This window comes from Methanomassiliicoccales archaeon (assembly GCA_038850735.1).
GTDB lineage: Archaea > Thermoplasmatota > Thermoplasmata > Methanomassiliicoccales > JACIVX01 > JACIVX01.
In genome coordinates this window covers 1-20,694 of the sequence record JAWCLO010000013.1, presented here as the reverse complement: position 1 = coordinate 20,694, position 20,694 = coordinate 1, and the positions used below count along the sequence as shown (strand labels likewise).

Below are 20,694 nucleotides of genomic sequence, written 5' to 3'. Positions count from 1 at the left end.
GATAAAGCCGAAGACAACGGACAACTCTGACATTTTCATCATTGATGAGACACGGCGTATAAAAGATTTCCCAGAAACATAATTCTCATTTCATTTTTATGATGCTTGAAACATAAACCCTTACACGGTTCCGTCATTAAATGATCACGGTTCAAATCTAATCAGGGATTTTGTGATTTTATTCAAACAGATTTAAATAAGAAGACATTGAATTGCAACCACCAATTTAGCACAGTACGGGTGAGCGACCATGAACAGGACCTTCGAAGAAAGAGGTGATCCCTGTGAAGGTCATTCTCTCGTTCCTTTCAAAGAACAGACATGTGCTGTCGCTAGGGATCACCGCTGTCACCATTTCATCATTAGCAGGCCTCATCGCAGGACTAGTACTGGGCGCGATGAGCGACACACTCGCCCTTTTGCCTGGTCTGATGATCCTCATCCCCGCTGCAATCGGAATTAGAGGTGCGATCTTCGGTGCCGTTGGTAGCAGACTAGGAACGGCTTTAAACACAGGAGTTTTCGAACTCTCATTCAACCGCGGATCAATCCTGAGGGATAATTTTGCCATCGCCATGGTGCTGATGACGATCATGTCCATGGCCATGGGTTTGTGCGTCGACTTCATCTCTGATTTTCTTGGAATAAAGAATATTGGGGTCCTAGATTTCGTTTTCATCTCAGTGGTGGCAGGCATCCCCGCAGGTTTTATCCTCATCTTTACGAACATCCTCATAGCTTACCTTGGCTTTAAGAGGAGCTGGGATATTGACAACATCTCTTGCCCCATCATCACTACCGTAGGCGATATAATAACGCTGCCCTTGTTAAACATGGCCGCCATTCTGATGTTGGATATTAAGAAAGCGGGGTGGGGGGAGTTGATCGATATATCATCAATCGTTTTCATGATCGCTACCATCGGCATAGGGGCGAAGTATACACTCACTTCAAGGAGAGAGGTCAAAAGAGCGATCCATGAAAGCTTCCCCATCCTCTTCCTCTGCATGCTCCTCTTTATCCTCGCTGGAACGGTCATAGAGCAGCGCCTCGAGTACCTGATAACATTTCCAGCACTATTAGTCTTCATTCCTCCCTTTCTCGATACTGGAGGGAATCTCGGCGGCATACTGAGTTCAAGATTGGCGTCGAAACTACACATGGGACTCATTGAGCAGAGGATGGTACCTAATCGCCTCGTCCTGGAGGACTTTGCTTCCATTTACCTCATTTCCCTGTGGGTTTACCCCCTCCTCGGCTTCTCAATTCACTGCATCTCCCCATCCATAGGTCTTGAGTCTCCCGGTGCGTTAGCGATGGTGATCATTGCGACCTTTTCAGGCCTCCTCATCATAAGCATTCTTAACATCATTGCCTATTTCACAGCGATCTATTCATATAAATTGAACCTTGATCCAGACAATTTCGGAGTGCCCATCACAACTGCCGTGGTCGATCTCTGTGGTGCTGTGGTACTGACAGTCGTAATAAATTTTACATTAGGATAGTGCTTCCTCGCATATTGCATGTGATCTAATAACGATCAGATGCCCTATACCAATGATTCACATTTTTTCAATTATTTACACACATTTACACATTCATACATAAAATAATATGAAAATGGAAAAATATTTATTATCGCAATCCATTTTGGCATTGATGAATTGGAAAATGCGGAAAATCGTCAAGATGATGATGAGAAAAAGCAGGACAGCGCAGATCAACGACCTTATCGATCTCTATATCCATCCTTTGATGAGGAAAAATCCAAACTACAAGCTCATTGATTTCATATTGCATGCAATGAACGAAGGAGATCTGGAGAAGTCCGTGAAGAAATTTATGAGATATAACAAAATTGCTTCCCGAAAAAGAAATAGGTAAAAGGGGAAAATGGTAATCCACCGGATTTCAAAGATTCTTCGAGATTCTTCGTTCTAGGATTGATTCATACGATTTTTTAAAGGCGGTTTACATTACCAATGGCTAGCTGCTTTCAACTCTTCCTTTTTTTACTATTTACAATTTTTATTTTGCATTTTACGTGCTTGATGATTTTCTACAATGATTGTAAAGACGCTACTCCATTTTGAAAAAAAAAGTGAGTGAATATAATAGTTCGTAATTTGTTTTTCTCAGATTAGATTATATATTTGTTCGTCATCACTTAGTTGTGACGAACTATGAAGTTAAAAGAACTCTTAATAGAGATAGATAAAAGCTGCAACGATATACCCTTTACCTCGGATTATTTGGCAATAAAGCTCTCCCGTCCTACAAAAGAGATATCGAACAGCCTCGGAAGACTTTATAGACTGGGATATTTAAAGAGACAGAAGATCAAAAGGGAATGCTTTGTGAGGAAGAAGGGGCTGTGCAAGAGGGGTTACTGTTATGAATACCAGTTGAGTAAGAAGGGGAAAGAGTACCTCAGGTGGTTGGCCATTGATAAGCCTTCAAAAGATATGATATTCATAGAGTTAATCAACGCACTTCGATCCAGGCTTCCTGATCATCAGGCTAAAATTTTGGAGGCTTCAGTATGGGCCGAAGTAACCGACAAATCCAAGAAGCTAGTGGGTGCTGGAAAACCTCAAGATATCGGAACTGGGGGTGCAATCGCACTGCTGTCTTTATGCATTTTGTTGGTAAATGAAAATGAAATGCTCCGAAAGGAGAATAGAGAGCTCAAGGATTTTGTAGAATACCTCTGCAGGGAGCTTGGCTTCTATATTGGTAAAGATGCTATATCTCAGCAGCAAACGCGCTCGACCATAATCGATTACAATGATATTATAGCTTCTGTTTCGGATTTGCTAAATGATTTCTCAGTTACAAGAAACGATATCGCTAACAGCATTGTTGTCAAGTTAGTTGAGCTTTTGGCAATTTCCAGGAATAAATGCGATTTGATGTTGTTATTACTTGCGAAATACGTACCCAGAGACGAACTAGTCAAGTTTTTTGAATTTATACATGATTATGAAAACAAAGCATTACAAATGATGAAATAAATTCAGTGCCAGCTTTGCCATATAATAGAAGTGCGAAAATCAGATAGAGCACGAGTTTTAAATGTTGAGGTAAAATGGAAACTATGAGAACCTCAAAAACAACGGTCTGCTAGCTGATTATTTAATGCATTGGAATTATAAGACTCAAAATTCAAAAAGACACGAAACCCATAGGAAATTGCTATCTAGAATTCTGAATGAATATACGCATTTTATATCCAATTCATGAAGATGCAACGGACAGTACTTTTTCCAAGCACATCGATCTTGCAGATAGGTGTTCTAAAGAATGAACATCCGATCCCCTAACGAGCTGAACCTCGTATTCCCTGATGAGAGGGATCCATTCAATTGAAGGAACAGCATATTTTTCATTCACCTCTAGCAACATTTCCCTTTCCTTCATGAGGGAAAAGATTGATCTCAAATAGTTTTCTTCCAACGGAAATATCTGGCCATTTACAAGACCAGGATGCCCCCAACAGTCGAAAAGACGGTTCTTTATCGCGTTCATGAGAGCATCAAGGTAGAGATCTTTATCCTCTGGAAAAGAATGAAATGCAAAAATGTTATAATCGCCCTTTTCAAGATATCCTTTATCGGCATTTGGCTCGCCGTCTTCCAAAATCTTTACTTCAAATCCGCAGAGAATTATCACATCTGGAAATTCATTTCTGCATGCATAAACGCTTTCGATGAATTGGTGAGGATCATATGATGGCACATTACGAATGTGTTCCGTAAAAGCAATAAGGGGTATGCCAAGTTCTCTAGCCCGAAGACAAATGTCGTCGATTGAACATAACCCATCAGTAAGATTCGTATGGATATGCCATTCTCCGCTGAGCAGATACTTGGAATACCTTTGCCAGTATCTCATATAATCTCCATCAATTTACCATCGTAAATAGAGAGTCCACCCCAATATCTTACGAATTCCATGCCCCATTTGATTTCCATAGGGGGGATTTCTCCGGATAGAATATTTTTGACGGAGGCATAAATGAGGTTGGCACCTGCCAATGTGGACATCACCATCGTTCCTTGAACACGCGGATTGCATTCGAGTAACTTTGGAATGCCATCACCGCCCATTTTGAATTGAAAACCGAAAATCCACTCCATGTTGATCTCATTCGCAAGGCGAGTAGTATAATCGATAATTTCGTCGTTCTTTTCAATAACCCCACTGAATGTTATGCCGTTTTTCATAACCCTTCTTTTCCTCGGAATTGCTATCGTCTTTGTATTGGCTGGAGAACGAAAAACATCAACCGTGTATTCATCGCCTGGCAGATATTCCATAACCAACAATGAAGGGAATTCATCGCCAAGTATCTTATGTAAGAAGTCCATTTTAGAAAAAAATTGTAGTTGGTTTCTCGTTATAGAAAAGATCTTTCATATCAATTCGCTCGTCAATGATTCTGAGACCTCTGATACCACTAGATACTGGCGGCTTTATAACAACTCTTGATTCTGGCCAACCTAGATACTTCGCATAGTCCACTAGATCCCTGAAATTGTTTACTAATTTGTGCTGAGGAACAGGTACTCCAATTCGATTTGCCAAGTCCATAAGTTTGAATTTTTCAGTATTAGTTTTTTTCTGAAAAAGATATCTGGGATCATTTTTCTTGATCATACTTCTTATTCTGAATCAATGACACAATGGCTGTTCTCCCATTATTATGTCGCAGACTGCTACGACTCTTACGACCATCCTCACACCATAAGGCTGAAGGAATTGAATGTGACTATAAAAAATTTTTTAATATTTTCCTTTCTAGGCATATTACATTGCTTCCTAGCATTAAAATGAGCTCCTCTGCCTGAAAAGCTCACTACCAGAATAAAATTCAGAGCTCCTGGACGAAAATTTTGAATATTCAAGCTGTTTATATTTTTGTGAAATTATCAAATCTCTATTTCTTATTTAGGCGGTTTTAGGGAAGATTTTTTCAAGAAATAGAGACTCTAAATTGGAAGCACTCAAATCCGGATAGGATGAATGCCGATTTACTCTGCGATCATTTTTTTGATAACTTCTCGCTGAGACCGCCTTCGAGATCTAAGTAATTGGCCCTCCAAATTTTGGAAGTTGATGCCAGATACAAATCATCAAGCGCAATTGTGTGATTATTCACATCTAATTTTGCCGACAAAATATAAGGTTCCCAACCAAACGAAGGTAAATATTTTGCAAATTTTGCAGGTCTTAATGCGCCTATGATTCCATCATATCCGATACCAGGTGGGAAATGAAATGCGCAAATCAATACTTTCTTCAAGTCTGATCCTCTCCAGTCATCGTCAATTCATAAATCTCCTAACAGTGAAATTAGTTATTTGACAGTAATTCCATCCCCAAGGAGCTCCACATAATTCATTAAGAATTTCCCTACCGAGAATTTCTCCCTCACAATCTGTTGTATCTTGCAAGCATCAAAATTAGACTCTTGGAAATTTTGCAAAATGTTGATCAAGTCTTCTGGCTTTGTGTACAAGAGCTTCTCATCGATTTGTGATACAATCTCAGATAATCCTCCGAAATTTCGTGCTATCACAGGAATGCCGTGACTCATTGCCTCCAATACTACCAACGGGCAATTTTCATACCACTGAGAGGGGACGATCACAGCCTCTGCACATTGGTATAAAGTGCTCAAAGTATTCCTATCAACCCAACCTATAAAATGTATTTTTTCGTAATGATTTTTTTTGATTAAATCCACGATTCTAGATTGCATGGATCCTTTTCCCACAATGATCAAGTCATTTTCTATCAAGTCTTTGTACTTCAAAAAGAGATTAACCAACTCGAGAATTCCTTTGTGTTTCTCCAATGCCCCTACATACAAAAAATACGAATTTTTCCGATTTATTTTTTCCGGATAGCAGTCCCCAATTGGTTCCTCAACAAAATTATATATTACTTCTATGCGCATCCAATCTAAACCAATTTCATGAAGCTTTTCTTGAAGTTTTCCTTTCATGAATTTGCTGGGTGCAATGATGACATCGATTCCTTTTAAGATCTTACTTTCATTCTTGAGAAATCTCCATAGCTGTGGAGGCCTCTGATGAAGCATTAAACAAAATTGGCAGGCCAATCCTATGTTGCATCTACATGGCTTCATTCCAAAAAACAGGAGATCGGAGCGTGGACAAATGAGCCAATAATCGTGAGCGGTGTACAGGGTTTTATCTGCCTTTAGAGACAATATAACAGGACCAAACCCAGCAATGTTATGGTGATGGATTATATCTGGACGGATATCCTTTACTATTTGTGTCATACGGGTATCGATTTGTCTTGATTTTCCGAGACAATAATTTTTGACGAGCGTTAAAACATTATACGGGGTTTTTATCGGGTAAGTTCTAACCAGATCATCATTTTCTGAGTTGTTGACTTTTATTTCATTCATGTTCCGAGCCTTCAGCAAAAAAGAATCGAGGAGGTGAACTATATGGACCTCGTGGCCCCTCTTTGCCAAGTTTTTTGATAGAAGTTCAACATGCACGGCATCCCCACCGATATGGTATGGCGGATAGAATGTGGTAATCATCAAGAACCTTAGCGACTCCATGTATTTAGTAACCGTGTAAAAATTTAAAGCATTTTGCTTTGAAGTTGAAGTTCATAATTTTAGAATCAAACATAAAAGCAGTGTTTATCATACGAATTCCCCATTCTTTAGATGATTTAGCATTCAATCACAAATTAGGTATTCAATCGTAATCCTTTTAATTTCCCCCGATCATTTCCTCGCCGAAAATCGATGCTAGAGACTTTTTTGCATATCATTGCAAAAATTTTCAAACCCCCCTATGGCAAAAAAATATCTCTCATCATTCTCTTGATCCTTGTCCTGACTACTATACTTTTCTTGATTACTAACAATCTTTTGCTTGCAATCACATCTTTTTGCTTGATAATTTCGACATGCGTGTATTTAACTGGTTTCTGCAACTTCAGGATGAAGATTGAAAACAAGGTGTCATCAGCACCGGTCCTCAAGTTATTAGATATTTCATTTTTTATTTCCTTTTTTTCTTCGACCACAGTGTATCTCGAAGCACCAATATATTCCAGAGGCTTCCTTTACTATTTCCTGATTTCACTCTGTGCTGGTTTAATAGCTGCAAAAATCGTATCAGGTTATCCGCTTCTTAAATCGAGAATCATTTTCATACTTGTGCAAATATTGCTACTGGGTTTGAATGTTATTATTACAGAGGTGCAATTATATCCATCTCTAATAGGTATCGACCCATATTACCATTCATACTTTGTTACAAAATTGCTCAGAACGGGATACATTCCTCAATTTCAATACTCTGATGTGCCTGTATTTCATGTGGCAGTAAGCTCTAGCATGTTAATAACTGGTACAGACTATAAATTGAGTTCTCTGGTTTCTATCGGCATAATTCAATATGTTTGTGATGTAACACTTGTCTATCTAATCGGTAAGAAGTGTTGCAATGTTCGCACTGGACTGTTGGGCTCACTAATTGTGTCAGTGATGGACTCTCACATTCTTTTCTGCTATTGGCCGATACCTAATTCTTTTGGATTCACATTATCTTTCTTTACCTTTTATCTTATCCTTTGCAGAAAACCACGTTTTCTTTACCTTTCTCTCTTGATAATCATAACACTCACACTTACACACCCATTGGCGTCCGTTCTTACAATACTATTTGCCATTATATCGATTATTGCTAAAAAACTAGAATATTTTAATAGCACTAGAGTAAATAAAAAGAGATCCACGGGAACGTCCTTAATCGGTTATTCCACTGTTGTTCCTGTTTCATATTGGATGTATGTTTCTCATGGAAATTTTGCAAGTTTTGCACATATTATATCGAACATATTGAGTCTTGAAATCTCTATTTCCCCTCGTGCAATAATTTCGAGCATGCTTAACGTCCCCCTTGGGGAGCAGTTACTAAACGCTTCGCCATTGATCATTTTCTTGTGTATTTCTCTTGTCGGCATGTTGCATTTCGCAAATGAATTCTCGAAATATGAACAAAATTTTGTACTGATTGCTGGCTTATTAATGCTTCTTGTCTTTGGATTTTCCTTCTTCAGTATCATATTCCCGTTGGAACATCGATGGCTCGTTGTTTCTCAACTGGTTCTTTGCATTCCATTCTCTTTTGCGATTATTACTCTTTCGAGGAAGAAATCTCCCGTTACGGCGATCGTCGTGGCATTGATTGCATTTATGATGATAACAAACCCACAAGGTTCTATGGAAGACAATATTTATTCGCCAAATACTAAGGTAACTTATTCTTTTACTGAAGCTGAAATCATTGCAATTAAAGCAAGTGAATTAATGATCCAAGGAAAAATTGGATCAGATGAATTGTATTCATATTACGCCAAAATGGTAGAGGAAAATAGCAATTTTCTATCGATTTCGCAGATGTTAGAGATCGGCAAATTCGAAAATAAAGTCAATTTTCTTCTGATCAGAAGATATATTAGTGAGTATCCGTGCAGGGTAAATTCCGTTGTTAAGAAATTGAATTATGATGTCGACCAAGTATTAATTTCATTGGGTTCAAATAAGATTTATTCGTGCCAAACCGTCAACGCTTACTTAAGATGATGGGATAGAGCAAAGTATTTCGGTCTTGAATTTGGATTCAATTTCGTATTTCTCAACAATGGAATTGTAGGGCATCAGAAATTAGACGATGACTATCATAAAATGCCCTCCTCGTTCCTTTTCATCAATGGGCATGTTCCATTCCATGAAGCATGATGTTAAGCATGCATTTGACATAGTATCTCATTCCGAGGCTCAGATCTTCAACATGGTTTATTACCCAGATTACATTTTGCAATAGCCACTTTGGATTTAGATAAAATCTAATGTACGCGTTTTTCCTTAGTCTCTCAAGCTCATTCTGAGAAAGCTGACTAGTTCTCAAAATGGCTTTATGCTGGTAGAGTTGAGTCCACGATACATCGTCGTCAAGCATATTCGTCTTCCTAGCATATTCGTAAAGATCCGTTCCAGGATACGGGACTGCGACATTGAATTGCGCACCATGTGGGAGTGTAGATCTGATAAATATCATAGTCTCATTGATCGATTCGTAATTTTCGCCCGGAAGACCAAAAATAAAGCTTGCAAAAACCTTCAAACCAGCTCTTTTTGCCATATTGATCGCTCTAACTGCATCATCAACTCTTGTGCCCTTATTAACTGCATCAAGTATTCTTTGACTTCCGCTTTCTATCCCGAAAGATATCCCCCTGCATCCACCCTCTCTCATAATTCTGAGAATATCTTCATCTACCAGATTAACTCGTGTATTACAATACCATCTTAGATTAGGCATCTTCTGAGCTATCTCATTACAAATTTCCATGAGCCTTGGCTTGCTGATTGTAAAAGTCTCATCAAAAAAGGAAACTGTTCTCACGTTATAATTAATATATAAATGCTCGAGTTCTCTAATGATATTTTCAACGGACCTCATTTTATGCCTCGTCCTTGCAACAGTACAAAAAGCACATTGAAATGGGCATCCCTTACTACTGTACATTATCATGTAATTGCCATTTATTGGGGCATTCGGTCTATAATGCCTCAAATCAGGCAACAAATCATATGCAGGCATAGGCCAATCAAGGATTACTTTGCCAGATACTCGATGCGGATAGAATACGATATCACCTCTTTCACGGTAATAGACGCCTACGAGTCCACTAAGATGGCTTTCTGAAATACCGCATACAACATCGGATATCAATTCATCCCAATCGATTGGAAGGTAATAATCGAGGAAAGGAGCCTTCTTCATCACTTCTTTTCCCAGCTTGTGAAGTGTAAGGCATATACCAATTGTCATAATATTCGGATTCCGCCGTTTTGATAACTCTGCAATTCTCATGTCCCAATCGAAGGTTGTTGGCGTAAATCTGAATATGAGGATATCAAAGTGAGAGAAATTAACAAGTTCGTCGATTTGATCATATGAAAGACCAACACCATTTGCATCAATGAAATGAATATGGTGACCGTTATTCCTCAGTATGGATGCGATAGTTATCAGTGAATACGGAGGGATTATCGCATATCTGTCAGTAATTTCACAGCGATCTTCCCTGATAACGGATATTCTGTGTTCCAATCTCGGAGGATTTAATATTAGAATGTTCAATGCTTGATCACCTCCTCATAGTATGCTAGAGTTCTCATTGCAGCGTCCTTCCAAGAAAAAGATCTTTTCACCTTCCTTCTTGCCATTTGACCAAGATACCGCATGTAATTGGAATCTTCGATAAGAGTAACTACAGCATCTGCCAATGCACTTGGATCATTTGCAATAAGAATCCCATCTTCACGATTCTTAACAATCTCGGGGATTCCACCAACCCTTGTAGCTATTATCGCCAGCTCCGATGCCATCGCTTCGAGCAAGCTTAACGGACAATTCTCATGGTATGAGGGGAGTACAAATACATCGCATATTGAATACAAATATGGTTTAAGACTATGTGGTACGTAACCTAAATAACGAATATAATTAGGATACTTGTTCAATATGTCTTGATCTGTCAGCTTCAAATGACCCGTACCTGCGATTATGAATTCTGCATCCACTCTGCTCAATATTAAAGGTATACTTTTCAAAAAAATATCGAAACCTTTAATTCCAGTCAACCTCGATAAAAATAAAATCTTTGGCACATCTTCCTGAACAATATCTGGAAAATAATTTCTTGCTTCGCCTGCCTTCGATCTATTATACACCTCTGCATCCACTCCGTTGTAAATGACCTTGATATTAGTGGAGTCAATACCAAAATTTCGGTGCAGCAAACCTGCATAATACCTTGAAACCGTGATGAAATGATTCCTTCGATGATAATAGATCCGTTCAAGAAACCTCAGAAAGGGGTCAAAGGCAAATGTCAACCGCTCTGAGACACCAATATAAGAAAATTCGATTTCGGCAGTCTTCAATGCGTCAATTTGGCTATGAATTGTTGTATGGACAGTAGTTACTATAGGTCCAGAAAATTCTCGATTATTCAAAAAAAAATCCGGCATCGAACTTTGAGAATGAATTATGTCTGGCTGAAAATCTGCAATAATCTTATGAAGACTTCTCGCACACGCTAATTGAAATCTTAGATTGTAAAAGAAGGTGTCCTTTGCGTATGAGAGATGTAAAATCTTTATATTGGGCGGAATTTGCTCGGCTATAAGCTCAGTCGGAGGTTGATAGTTGCCACTCCAGCTCCTGAAGGGGGTTACTACAAGTACTTCGCAGTCTTTTGGAAAATTTTTCGTGATTTCATAGGCATATGTGCCAATTCCGCCCCACAATGGGATGAATTCGGTCGTTAAGAAGAGGACCCTCATAACATTTCCCTAATCCGCAAATTCACCAACTAATGCTAGGCGAAAATGTTTGCAAGGTAGAAAAAAGTATCTTGATGTCTTGTTGATTTTGATTGTTCCAGGTATGTATAAGTTCTATTTATTCAAATAGAAAACAATAACCAAGGCAAATTATTTTTCGCAATGTCGATTTTCAACTTGCATTTTTTCCTTTTTTTATCAAATCGATATGGGATTTGTCTGCCACATACACCTATGTGTCAATCACACTTACTCCTTTACTGTACTTGAGATACATTACAATGATATTGATGAAACACCTAGTATCCAACCAATAATTAGGATAGGTGCGAATAAGATTATATTGAATAGCATTCCGACTCCCAAAGCCCAAAATTCCCCCGGAGGTTAGAAGCACAAGTATTGAAGCTTGCAGAACGTAACAAATTCGTTACTTGCTAGCAATAAGACACCCTTTTCGTGAGTGCAGCCATCAATCTCGTAAAGATCTTCAAACCCTGACAAAATAACCCCTTACGCACATATGCCATCTGCTATCTGAAATGCGATGACATCTTCTTGATCCCCATGCTTCTCCTTAAGAAATTACATATGATTAGGATGTGCATCAACCTTAATAAGAACTAAAATTCACACCCGCCAAATCTACTCAGTGATCTGAAACCAACCTTGGAATCTATAGCTTGTTTCACATAATATACATCATAAATCATGGTTCTAATGCTAGACTCTTTAGGAGACTTGTGCCTTCTTGCATTTGATAAAAAGATAAATGGCTTCTCTCCTAGCAACTTCTTCGTTTCACAAATCATGTCCTCTCAATCGAAATCTACGATAATAGCCTCCAATTCAAGAAGATTTGTGATTCTATTGGCTATTACCTATCCTCGTTGTGACTCGGAACACTAATCGAAACAAATGGCTGAAATAAGTAACTCTTTTCCTTCATATTTGATTTTAATGATATCAGTGCAATACCCAGATTATGACCACCAAATTGCCAAACAATTAGGAATGAAAATAAAACAAAGGTCACAATAATTACATTCACTTATTAGTCTCCATCATCGAAACAATTGAATTAAGGACCAAAGCATTCAACCCTAAGACCATTCCAATGATGAACAGAAAAACTGACAAAGCAGTCTGAAACAACCATCCCCAGCCAAAAAATGTAGTCTCCATCAAACTAAATATTCCTAAGACAAGCCCTGTTAAGAAAATCGAAAAGCCTGGAACGCCGACGACCAGGAGCGGTCTTCTCTGCGTTACAAATCGTATTACTTTTGCGAATACCTGAAGCCCATGAGAAAATGGTTTTTTCTTATGACCATTCGGCACATCATACCTCGACGAAATGGGAACTTCCTTGATTCTCATGCCTTTTTCGGATAAACGAAGGATCATGTCAGACTCTATTGCATATCCATGAGAGTGAAAATTGAAATTCTGGATTGCTGAGGCGCTTAACGCCCTAAATCCGGATTGCGAGTCTGTGATCCTTTGTCTCGTGCCGAGATTCGTCACGATGTTCAGAATTTCCTGTCCAGCCTTTCGATAAAGAGGAACTCTGCTCTTCAAGTCCAAAAATCTTGAGCCGATGACGAGATCAGCCTCTCCCTTCAGAACAGGTTCGAGAACTCGGGGTATTTCATCGGGATCATGCTGTCCGTCGCCATCAAGAAGCACGCACGCCTGATAGCCTTGGTTTCTTACAAATTCGATACCTTTCATGATTGCTGACGCCTTTCCTCCATTATTTGGAAGATCGACGACGAGCGCACCAGCCATTCTCGCAATCTCCGAAGTCTTGTCCGAAGATCCATCATTGACGATGATGACCTCATCTACGTGCTTCTTCGATTTCAGCACGAGGCTTCCGATAGTCAGCTCTTCGTTGTAAGCGGGAATCAGTACCGCCACGTTCTTGAACTGCATCGAATCCCCACCAATCGCGTATGTATCAATCACATTCTGCCTTGTGAACAGATAATACAGGACCTCGATTTATTGATTTCGCCATTGGTTCACTTAATGAGAATATGGGATGCTTATGCTTGAATGCGAAAAAGAGGATTAGAAATTCACATAAAATTACATTCCGCAAACTCAGTATTCCCAATTGAGCGTATTATTCTAAATTTTCCACGATCGCATCAGCGTATTCTAGAATTGCATCGAAACAAGAATTTGGAACGATATGTTTCTCGAATCACGCCTAATCCTTCAGATAATTCAAATCCTCCATTTAGATGGATAAACTCCTTATTCGACAATTTTCCATCGTTTTTTGTCGATCCAGTACGCTCATTGACGAATGTCCAGCAACAATTTTTAAATACGGAAATTAAAGGTCATGATCTTCCACATGGACCTCAAAGAAGCCAAGCACAAGGAAAACATCTACGAGGAATTCGAGAACCGCATTGTCCCGCCATCGTGGAGGGGGCGCGTGCAGAAAGCGGGAGATTACAAAAGAATGAACGACGAAATATCGGGAGACAAGGGAAGCGTCAAGAGGTGGTGGGCGGAGTGGGCATCTCAGATGCCTTGGTTTAAGAAGTGGACTCAGACTTTGGACGAAAGCAAACCCCCGTTCTACAGGTGGTTCGTCGGTGGGGAAACGAACCTCTGCCATCTCTGCGTTGACTGGCAGATCATAAGGGGAAAGAAGAACAAGATAGCGTTGATTTGGGAAGGAGAGGGTGTGGACGAGAAAGGGGAACCAATCGAGAAAAGGACGATGACTTATGGCGATCTTTATACGGAGGTGAACAGGACTTCCCAGGCGCTAAAAAGCAGGGTGGGAGTGAAGAAAGGGGACATCGTCACGATCTACATGCCCATGATCCCCGAAGCCGTCGTGTACATGCTCTCCCTTCAGAGAATCGGTGCCCCGCACAGCGTCGTCTTCAGCGGATTCAGTGCTGAGGCATTGGCCACAAGGATCATCGATGCGAAGTCTCGAATCGTTATCACGGCCGATGCAGCTTACCGAAGGGGGAAACTCATTCATCTCAAGGCGATTGTTGACGAGGCCGTGGAAATTTGCAAGGCGGAAGGGCATGAAGTCGAGAAGGTCATCGTCGTGAAGAGAGCGGGTAATGAAATTTCATGGCACGAGGGAAGGGACGAATGGCATCATGATCTTGTAAACGATGTTCCTCGCAGAACATTTGCCCCCTGCGTGCCCCTCAATTCAAATGACTTCAGCTTCATCCTTTACACCTCGGGAACAACGGGCAGGCCGAAGGCGGTCCAGCACAGCGTCGGTGGTTATGCCGTCGGGGTATACGCCACGACGAAGATGGTCTTCGACATCAACGACAACGACGTGTATTTCTGCACTGCCGACATCGGCTGGATCACGGGCCACTCGTATGTTGTTTACGGGCCTTTAATGCACGGTGCCACCGTCGTCATATACGAGGGTGCACCCGATTTCCCTTCAGTTGATAGATGGGCGGGCATCATCGAACGCTACGGCGTCACGATCTTCTACACAGCCCCTACAGCCATCAGGATGCTCATGCGCTTCGATGAAAAAAATTACAAGAAGCATGATCTCTCTTCACTCCGCATATGCCACAGCGTAGGCGAGCCCATCAACCCCGAGGCGTGGAAATGGTACTATAGGGTTTTTGGCGGAGAGAATGCCATCTCATCGAGCACCTGGTGGATGACTGAGACCGGATGCATCATGACCGGTCACTTCCCAGGCATGGGCAGGGTATTCCCCCTCAAGCCCGGCACAAACGGCTTCCCCATACCCCCTGTGAAAATGGTGGTTCTTGATGAGGAGGGTGCTCCTGTTCCCCCAGGGCAGCGGGGATACCTTGCCATTGCCAACCCTTGGCCCTCGATGCTCATGACGCTCTACAACGACGATGAGAGATTCGTCGAAGCGTATTATGGTAAATACAGGCACAGGGGATGGTACTATTACGCGGGCGATTTCGCGGTCATAGATGAGGATGGCTACATCTGGGGCCTCGGGAGGGCGGACGACGTCATCAAGGTGGCTGGTCATAGAATTGGATCCGCTGAAGTGGAATCGGCCATGGTCAAACACGAGGCGGTGGCCGAGGCGGCGTGCGTGGGGAAGAGTCACGAAGTCAAAGGCGAAATTCCCTTGATATTCGCCGTGGTCAAGAAAGGATACAGCACGGACAACGGCCTTCACGAGGAGTTGAGGAATCATCTGAAGGAGACCATGGGTTCCTTCGTTGCAGCGGACGCTGCCATCACCTTCATCAGCATGTTGCCAAAGACAAGAAGCGGCAAGATCATGCGTCGCCTCCTGAAGGCGGTGGCCGAAGGAGTTCCCATGGGCGACGTCACGACACTAGAAAGCGAGGTTGCCGTGGAGGAGGCAATGAGGGCGTATGAGATGGTGAGAGCAGCCCTTGGCCTGAATATCTTGCATCGCGATAAATGATTTTTCAGACACAGAAATGCTCTCATTCTTCTCTCTTTTTTGAAAAAGAAGACATGCGACTTATGGACTAGACATCCCTCAATGTCCTTTCTGAGAGAAATCCTCCTTTTTGCAAGAATGGTATATGATGCTTGATCCAATCTTCTGCACTCTTTTTCTGGACCTTGTGATCAAATCGTACCTTACAAATGGGCGCTACCTCTATCTTCTTCATCATCCATTTTGACTGAAAAATCCCTATCGAGCCCAGAGGCATTGGAAGGCGTTACATATAGGTTAATTAGCATGTCTCCTCATGCTCTTCAAGAAACACCGCAAATTTTGGTGTCTTTCTTGGAAATTGAGAATATGAATTGTATGCTTGTCCATATACAATCTCCTCGTGGAAAATTCCTGCATGAATCATTCCATAACATCTCCAAGAATGTGTCCCAAGACAATCCACACTTGATTGCTGTGATTAGTTCGATCCTTTTGTGGAAGAGTTAACATACTCTTCCATGAAATTGCTCATGTTTTTTCGAATGTTGATTATTTGACCTGTCTCATTAGTAAAGCAAAGTGAAACAACAACTTTTGCCACATATGCTGGATCTAGAAAAGAATCGTCGGGATCATTCGGATAAAATTCCCTGATTGACGCTGTTCTCGTTCTCGACGGATTTACACAATTGATTCGAATTCTATATGGGGCTAGTTCTTCGGAAAGACCTTCAACGAGATTATTGAGAGCAGCTTTTGAGGCCGAATAATACGTATAACCTTTTCTTCCTTTCCAGGCCGAACTGCTACCGATAACAACTATGGATCCTCCTTCTTTCATAGTTTTTGTAGCCAAGTCGCAAATAAGAATGAGACTTCTCGCATTAATCGTCATCATTTCGTCAAAATCCTTTAATGAGTCTAAGGTCACCGTGTTCTTTCTCAATACACCTGCACAATGTATTATAGTATCCCAGGAAACAGCATACATCCAATCGGGGAGTTTTTCCACTCTCAGATCCGCATCTTTCTTTCCTAAAGATACAACCTCTGCACCATTTTGGTGCAAAAGCTTCACAACTTCCTTTCCTATGCCACCAGTTCCGCCGAAAACTAGAACTCTTTTTCCAGAAAGTCTAGGAATCTTAACCTTCATCGACCTCCATTGCGATATCCTCTCGGCTATAAACAGATCTACTGGAGTAGTTATCTTGATATTGATTTCATCACCCGGAATGATACGACATTCATATCCGGCGTACTTGAACACCGATACGTCGTCTGTGAATGTGATGTTTCCTGGTACACTCTCATACGCTTTCAGTATCTTTTTGTAATCGAACCCCTGCGGTGTCTGATGTCTCCGTACAAATCTTCGGTCTGGTATCGATATGATCGAGCCTTTCTTATCAACGAGTGAGATGGTATCGACTGCTGGCCAACCCAGCGCCACTCCCTCGACTCCTGAATTAAGCGTATCGATCAGCCTTTCAATCATTTCCTTAGTAATCATAGGGCGACTGGCGTCATGTATCAATACGTATTCGGTATTTGAATCGCATGCCAAAAGCCCATTATAGGAAGAGTCTTGCCGTCTAAAACCACCTGCGACGACCTTGTCTACGTCCTTGAGAACTTGATTTGCCTTGTTAACATCATTTGCAACCACAATGATCTTGTCAATCGAAGAACAAGCTCGAAAGACATCAATAGAATACTGAGTCACGATTTTTCCATTAAGCCTCGCAAATTGTTTTTCCCCTCCAAAACGTTCACCTATGCCAGCAGCCAAGATGATTGCCGAAACGCTCATGCAACATCACCATATTTCCAGAAATTGTCATCTATCAGATTTTAATTGAAATTGTTGATTGGTAATTTAAAAGATTCTTAATTCTATTCTCGGTTTCCACGATACATTCAATTAGATCCAATTAGGCTTGCTCGATTTCAGTCTGCATTTGTGTATGAATATCTTTGAAAGGATTCCAAAATAAGTGTTTCAATTTTTTTCTAAGTGTCCAACAAATCCCACAGAATTTAATAATCCTAAATATTATGACAGATGGGTTTCCGGTTGAGGAATTCACGTATGAACAAACCCCTAGCATATTTAAATACGGCTAGAAAGATCATACAAAAGTTCACCAGTGTTCTTTTCGATCTATTTTTGGTACTTGGCTCCTATCTCATATCAAAAGACGCTAAAACGCTTGTATTTACGTCTCATGATGGTACGAAATTCGTCGGAAATCCGAAGTTCTTGTACTATTACTTCCGTCATAAGTATAAAGTGGTCTGGATAACATGTAATCGTGCTCTTTGTGCAAATTTGAAAAGAAGAGGGATTAACGCTGTACATACCTTTTCACCAGAAGGAATCAGAGCTGTACTTAAAGCCCGGTGGATAATAGTAGATAATTTCTTGAATGGAGCTTTTGCCACATCCTGCATCGCATGCTTTGGAAGATTTAAGATTTTGCAAACTTGGCATGGTGCAGGATATAAAGTATCTGGAGTTTTGGATCCAAATGCAAGAAAGACATTCTTTGCAAGACTCACAACTCATCTCTATATAAAATCGTTTGATCTGGTATTGGCTACATCCCCTTTGAATGTTGAGTACCTGAGAAAGGAATTTAGAGGGGCAAGAATCGCACTTACGGGATATCCCCGAAACGACTGTTTATTCAATCGGAATATGAGCGGTATTGATCTAGAGAATATTCTTCCTCGAGAAGGGATCAAGAGAATAATAATGTACGCCCCTACATTCAGGGAAAATCAAATGTTCAATCCTTTCACAAATGAATTCTTGAACGAGATGAATCAGTGGCTAAGAAACACTCGTAGCATCTTATTGATAAAAAAACATCCATACGACCAGGCACTTCATTTGCCATCCGGATATAGCAACATTATTGACATTTCTGACAAAATTGATGACATACAAGAACTCTTAATTTATGTTGATGTTCTCATAACGGATTACAGTAGCGTTGCAACGGATTATGTATTACTGGATAGACCTATGATTTTTTACGTGTTTGATTATGATGATTATAAGAAGAATTGCAGGCCATTATTCTTGGATATTCATGAAGGGTTGCCAGGTCCATTTGCATACAACCAGGAGGACGTTCTTCAGCTCCTTCGAGATCTCAGTTGGTTTAACGATTCTACATACAGGAAAAGATATAGAGAATTTAGAGATAGATTTCACTATTTCGTTGATGGAAATTCATGCAAAAGAGTCGAAGAACTATTATTCGAGTGCAAAAGTCCTTAGCCGGTATGACCTTGCATTTTGATCTTCTAAATCTGGAATTTTGGATTCGTAATGGTTCTGTCGTTGAATCTTAGTCTAAAGAATCTATCGTAAAAATCACGCAATATTCTTACCATATTACTAATTACAAAGTCAGCAGCTCGAATTATGATCATTTTCATGTTTTCAATGAATTTTGGAATCTGCAGAGATCATCATCTATACCTAAATACGCAAATTCCCCAACTCTGAAAATGATTTTCATATGCAATTGATCAGTTTTAAGCACCCAGTAGATTTATTCGATCATATCTTCAATCACTTCATTTAAATTGTTTTGTCGTGTACACTGCGGAATTGTCGTAAACCCCAAGAAAAAAAAGTATTACTTTTTTGCACTATAGAATATGAAAACCTTAAAAAAATAATATATGTTTTGAAGACACAAAATAGGGAACTAGAACATTACATGCCCTAAACAAGCTAGGTGCTTCGCTGTGAACATTTTTTCCAATCTAGGGTATTTTTTGTTAATCTTATGGATACCTAGACGAAGGCATGGAAGTAAATCCATGCAATTTTTGTTGATATAGTTCCCTCTAAAATTCCGCAATTTTCAACTAGAATGAGGGCAATCTAAAGTACTAACACCGAGTAGTGAATACTGGTCTCTCAAATAGTTAAGCGAAAAATGGTTGAATGGACGATTGCAAATCATGAGAATTGACGGAAAATCCCATATCTCTTCTTCTTACACACTTTTTAGGATCACCTACCCCGAGTTTTCAGAGCCATTTTTCAACTGACGCAACGAGTTCGTATGCAGTAAACGGTTTCTTGAGGACCTCAAGGGCACCAGCCTCGAGCATATGCCTGCTCTTGCTCGTGTAGTACGCCGTCACCCCGATGATCTTCGCCTTCGGATCAATTTTCAAGATTTCACGCGCTGCCTCAATGCCGTCCATCCCCGGGAGCACGATGTCCATTACGACCACATCAGGCCTGCGCTCACCGTACACGACAATCGCTTCCTCGCCGCTCGTCGCCGTCATGACCTCGCAACCATTGGACAGCATGATAGCCATCAATTCGAGAAGATCGATGTTGTCTTCAACTATAAGAATCCCTCTTCCAGCACTCATGTGATCATCCCCTCCGACAGCACCCTTCTCACGCACAATTTGCAGGATGCGCTATTCTCTTTGTCCCATAACCTAGATCGCTGGAGCTGACCCCGTCAATGCTTGCGGCAAGTGCTGAAAAATGGCATTGGAACGATTCCCTTCGCAATCGCAATTCGCGAAAAAATGCACTTTCGCAATCAAACGCTCCCAAAAAAGCACTACTCTTCATAAAAAATCCCATTCCAGCGGTAATGCCGCACCCCATACCCTCCTCAAACAAACCGCACACTCTCATGATGGTGACCTTCCACCAACACCTACATAAGAGTATGGTGAGCATGCTCAACTTGAGGCGTCTGATTATCGAGATTCCAACGGAACCGTAAGAAAAGTTTCACTTTTCCACATCATCTAAGATATAAGAGCTCAGCCGCCGAGGGATCTTTGTATCGTTACAGTT

General features: G+C 40.7%; 18 protein-coding genes. 6 read left to right on the top strand and 12 right to left on the bottom strand.

The features are described from left to right. Nucleotides 1-284: 284 nt before the first annotated feature. The 3 genes from QW087_07725 to QW087_07715 all read left to right on the top strand — a co-directional run bounded on the left by QW087_07725 (nucleotide 285) and on the right by QW087_07715 (nucleotide 3,017). Nucleotides 285-1,508, top strand: a complete 1,224-nt coding sequence (locus QW087_07725; GenBank protein MEM2944611.1) for a magnesium transporter — start codon at nucleotides 285-287, stop codon at nucleotides 1,506-1,508. A 154-nt stretch (nucleotides 1,509-1,662) separates the two neighbouring features. Continuing rightward, a complete protein-coding gene (locus QW087_07720; GenBank protein ID MEM2944610.1) occupies nucleotides 1,663-1,887 on the top strand; it encodes a hypothetical protein in 225 nt (74 codons plus the stop codon). Between the two features lie 299 nt (nucleotides 1,888-2,186). After that, nucleotides 2,187-3,017 carry a hypothetical protein gene (locus tag QW087_07715; protein MEM2944609.1) on the top strand — a complete coding sequence of 277 codons (831 nt, stop codon included), beginning with the start codon at nucleotides 2,187-2,189 and terminating at the stop codon, nucleotides 3,015-3,017. A gap of 223 nt (nucleotides 3,018-3,240) precedes the next feature. Here the strand turns inward: QW087_07715 and QW087_07710 are convergent, their stop codons facing one another. The 6 genes from QW087_07710 to QW087_07685 form a co-directional block, all read right to left on the bottom strand. Further along, nucleotides 3,241-3,897 (bottom strand): PHP domain-containing protein, encoded by a 657-nt coding sequence (locus tag QW087_07710; protein MEM2944608.1) that lies wholly within the window; start codon nucleotides 3,895-3,897, stop codon nucleotides 3,241-3,243. Next, on the bottom strand, nucleotides 3,894-4,373 hold the full coding sequence (locus tag QW087_07705) for an ATP-grasp domain-containing protein (GenBank protein ID MEM2944607.1): 480 nt from the start codon (nucleotides 4,371-4,373) through the stop codon (nucleotides 3,894-3,896). Before QW087_07705 ends, QW087_07710 begins: the two co-directional genes overlap by 4 nt. Before the next feature lies 1 nt (nucleotide 4,374). Next, nucleotides 4,375-4,590, bottom strand: a complete 216-nt coding sequence (locus QW087_07700; protein ID MEM2944606.1) for a hypothetical protein — start codon at nucleotides 4,588-4,590, stop codon at nucleotides 4,375-4,377. Nucleotides 4,591-5,047: 457 nt separating this feature from the next. Then, the gene (locus QW087_07695; GenBank protein MEM2944605.1) at nucleotides 5,048-5,308 is read right to left on the bottom strand and encodes a hypothetical protein; all 261 of its coding nucleotides are present in this window, start codon (nucleotides 5,306-5,308) and stop codon (nucleotides 5,048-5,050) included. 54 nt (nucleotides 5,309-5,362) lie between these two features. Next, complete coding sequence (locus tag QW087_07690; protein ID MEM2944604.1) at nucleotides 5,363-6,610, bottom strand: glycosyltransferase; 1,248 nt, start codon at nucleotides 6,608-6,610, stop codon at nucleotides 5,363-5,365. Nucleotides 6,611-6,849: 239 nt separating this feature from the next. Then, nucleotides 6,850-7,086 (bottom strand): hypothetical protein, encoded by a 237-nt coding sequence (locus tag QW087_07685; GenBank protein MEM2944603.1) that lies wholly within the window; start codon nucleotides 7,084-7,086, stop codon nucleotides 6,850-6,852. Nucleotides 7,087-7,948: 862 nt separating this feature from the next. Between QW087_07685 and QW087_07680 the strand changes: the two genes are divergently transcribed. Further along, nucleotides 7,949-8,650 carry a hypothetical protein gene (locus QW087_07680; GenBank protein MEM2944602.1) on the top strand — a complete coding sequence of 234 codons (702 nt, stop codon included), beginning with the start codon at nucleotides 7,949-7,951 and terminating at the stop codon, nucleotides 8,648-8,650. 124 nt (nucleotides 8,651-8,774) lie between these two features. On the opposite strand, the gene QW087_07675 is transcribed toward QW087_07680, so the two are convergent. From QW087_07675 to QW087_07665, 3 genes are all read right to left on the bottom strand, one after another. After that, a complete protein-coding gene (locus QW087_07675) occupies nucleotides 8,775-10,214 on the bottom strand; it encodes a radical SAM protein (protein MEM2944601.1) in 1,440 nt (479 codons plus the stop codon). Continuing rightward, nucleotides 10,211-11,422, bottom strand: a complete 1,212-nt coding sequence (locus QW087_07670) for a glycosyltransferase family 4 protein (GenBank protein ID MEM2944600.1) — start codon at nucleotides 11,420-11,422, stop codon at nucleotides 10,211-10,213. The genes QW087_07675 and QW087_07670 overlap by 4 nt, the downstream gene beginning before the upstream one ends. Nucleotides 11,423-12,469: 1,047 nt before the next feature. Further along, on the bottom strand, nucleotides 12,470-13,360 hold the full coding sequence (locus QW087_07665; protein ID MEM2944599.1) for a glycosyltransferase family 2 protein: 891 nt from the start codon (nucleotides 13,358-13,360) through the stop codon (nucleotides 12,470-12,472). Nucleotides 13,361-13,790: 430 nt separating this feature from the next. Between QW087_07665 and acs the strand changes: the two genes are divergently transcribed. Beyond that, on the top strand, nucleotides 13,791-15,860 hold the full coding sequence (gene acs / locus QW087_07660) for an acetate--CoA ligase (protein MEM2944598.1): 2,070 nt from the start codon (nucleotides 13,791-13,793) through the stop codon (nucleotides 15,858-15,860). A 460-nt stretch (nucleotides 15,861-16,320) separates the two neighbouring features. Here acs and ispD read toward each other — a convergent pair whose 3' ends face one another. Beyond that, complete coding sequence (gene ispD / locus QW087_07655; GenBank protein ID MEM2944597.1) at nucleotides 16,321-17,655, bottom strand: 2-C-methyl-D-erythritol 4-phosphate cytidylyltransferase; 1,335 nt, start codon at nucleotides 17,653-17,655, stop codon at nucleotides 16,321-16,323. 279 nt (nucleotides 17,656-17,934) lie between these two features. Here ispD and QW087_07650 point away from each other — a divergent pair, with 279 nt between their 5' ends. Beyond that, nucleotides 17,935-19,131 carry a CDP-glycerol glycerophosphotransferase family protein gene (locus QW087_07650; protein ID MEM2944596.1) on the top strand — a complete coding sequence of 399 codons (1,197 nt, stop codon included), beginning with the start codon at nucleotides 17,935-17,937 and terminating at the stop codon, nucleotides 19,129-19,131. A 764-nt stretch (nucleotides 19,132-19,895) separates the two neighbouring features. Here QW087_07650 and QW087_07645 read toward each other — a convergent pair. Together QW087_07645 and QW087_07640 are read right to left on the bottom strand one after the other, a co-directional pair. Then, complete coding sequence (locus QW087_07645; protein MEM2944595.1) at nucleotides 19,896-20,288, bottom strand: response regulator; 393 nt, start codon at nucleotides 20,286-20,288, stop codon at nucleotides 19,896-19,898. Beyond that, a complete protein-coding gene (locus tag QW087_07640) occupies nucleotides 20,281-20,529 on the bottom strand; it encodes a hypothetical protein (protein ID MEM2944594.1) in 249 nt (82 codons plus the stop codon). The genes QW087_07645 and QW087_07640 overlap by 8 nt, the downstream gene beginning before the upstream one ends. Between the last annotated feature and the right edge of the window lie 165 nt (nucleotides 20,530-20,694).

Excerpts from the sequence above, each read along its gene's own strand:
- QW087_07720 (MEM2944610.1), top strand. The coding sequence starts at position 1,663 with ATGAATTGGAAAATGCGGAAAATCGTCAAGATGATGATGAGAAAAAGC.
- QW087_07715 (MEM2944609.1), top strand. The coding sequence starts at position 2,187 with ATGAAGTTAAAAGAACTCTTAATAGAGATAGATAAAAGCTGCAACGAT.
- QW087_07710 (MEM2944608.1), bottom strand. The coding sequence starts at position 3,897 with ATGAGATACTGGCAAAGGTATTCCAAGTATCTGCTCAGCGGAGAATGG.
- QW087_07705 (MEM2944607.1), bottom strand. The coding sequence starts at position 4,373 with ATGGACTTCTTACATAAGATACTTGGCGATGAATTCCCTTCATTGTTG.
- QW087_07690 (MEM2944604.1), bottom strand. The coding sequence starts at position 6,610 with ATGGAGTCGCTAAGGTTCTTGATGATTACCACATTCTATCCGCCATAC.
- QW087_07680 (MEM2944602.1), top strand. The coding sequence starts at position 7,949 with ATGCTTAACGTCCCCCTTGGGGAGCAGTTACTAAACGCTTCGCCATTG.
- QW087_07670 (MEM2944600.1), bottom strand. The coding sequence starts at position 11,422 with ATGAGGGTCCTCTTCTTAACGACCGAATTCATCCCATTGTGGGGCGGA.
- QW087_07665 (MEM2944599.1), bottom strand. The coding sequence starts at position 13,360 with ATGCAGTTCAAGAACGTGGCGGTACTGATTCCCGCTTACAACGAAGAG.
- acs (MEM2944598.1), top strand. The coding sequence starts at position 13,791 with ATGGACCTCAAAGAAGCCAAGCACAAGGAAAACATCTACGAGGAATTC.
- ispD (MEM2944597.1), bottom strand. The coding sequence starts at position 17,655 with ATGAGCGTTTCGGCAATCATCTTGGCTGCTGGCATAGGTGAACGTTTT.
- QW087_07650 (MEM2944596.1), top strand. The coding sequence starts at position 17,935 with ATGAACAAACCCCTAGCATATTTAAATACGGCTAGAAAGATCATACAA.
- QW087_07640 (MEM2944594.1), bottom strand. The coding sequence starts at position 20,529 with ATGAGAGTGTGCGGTTTGTTTGAGGAGGGTATGGGGTGCGGCATTACC.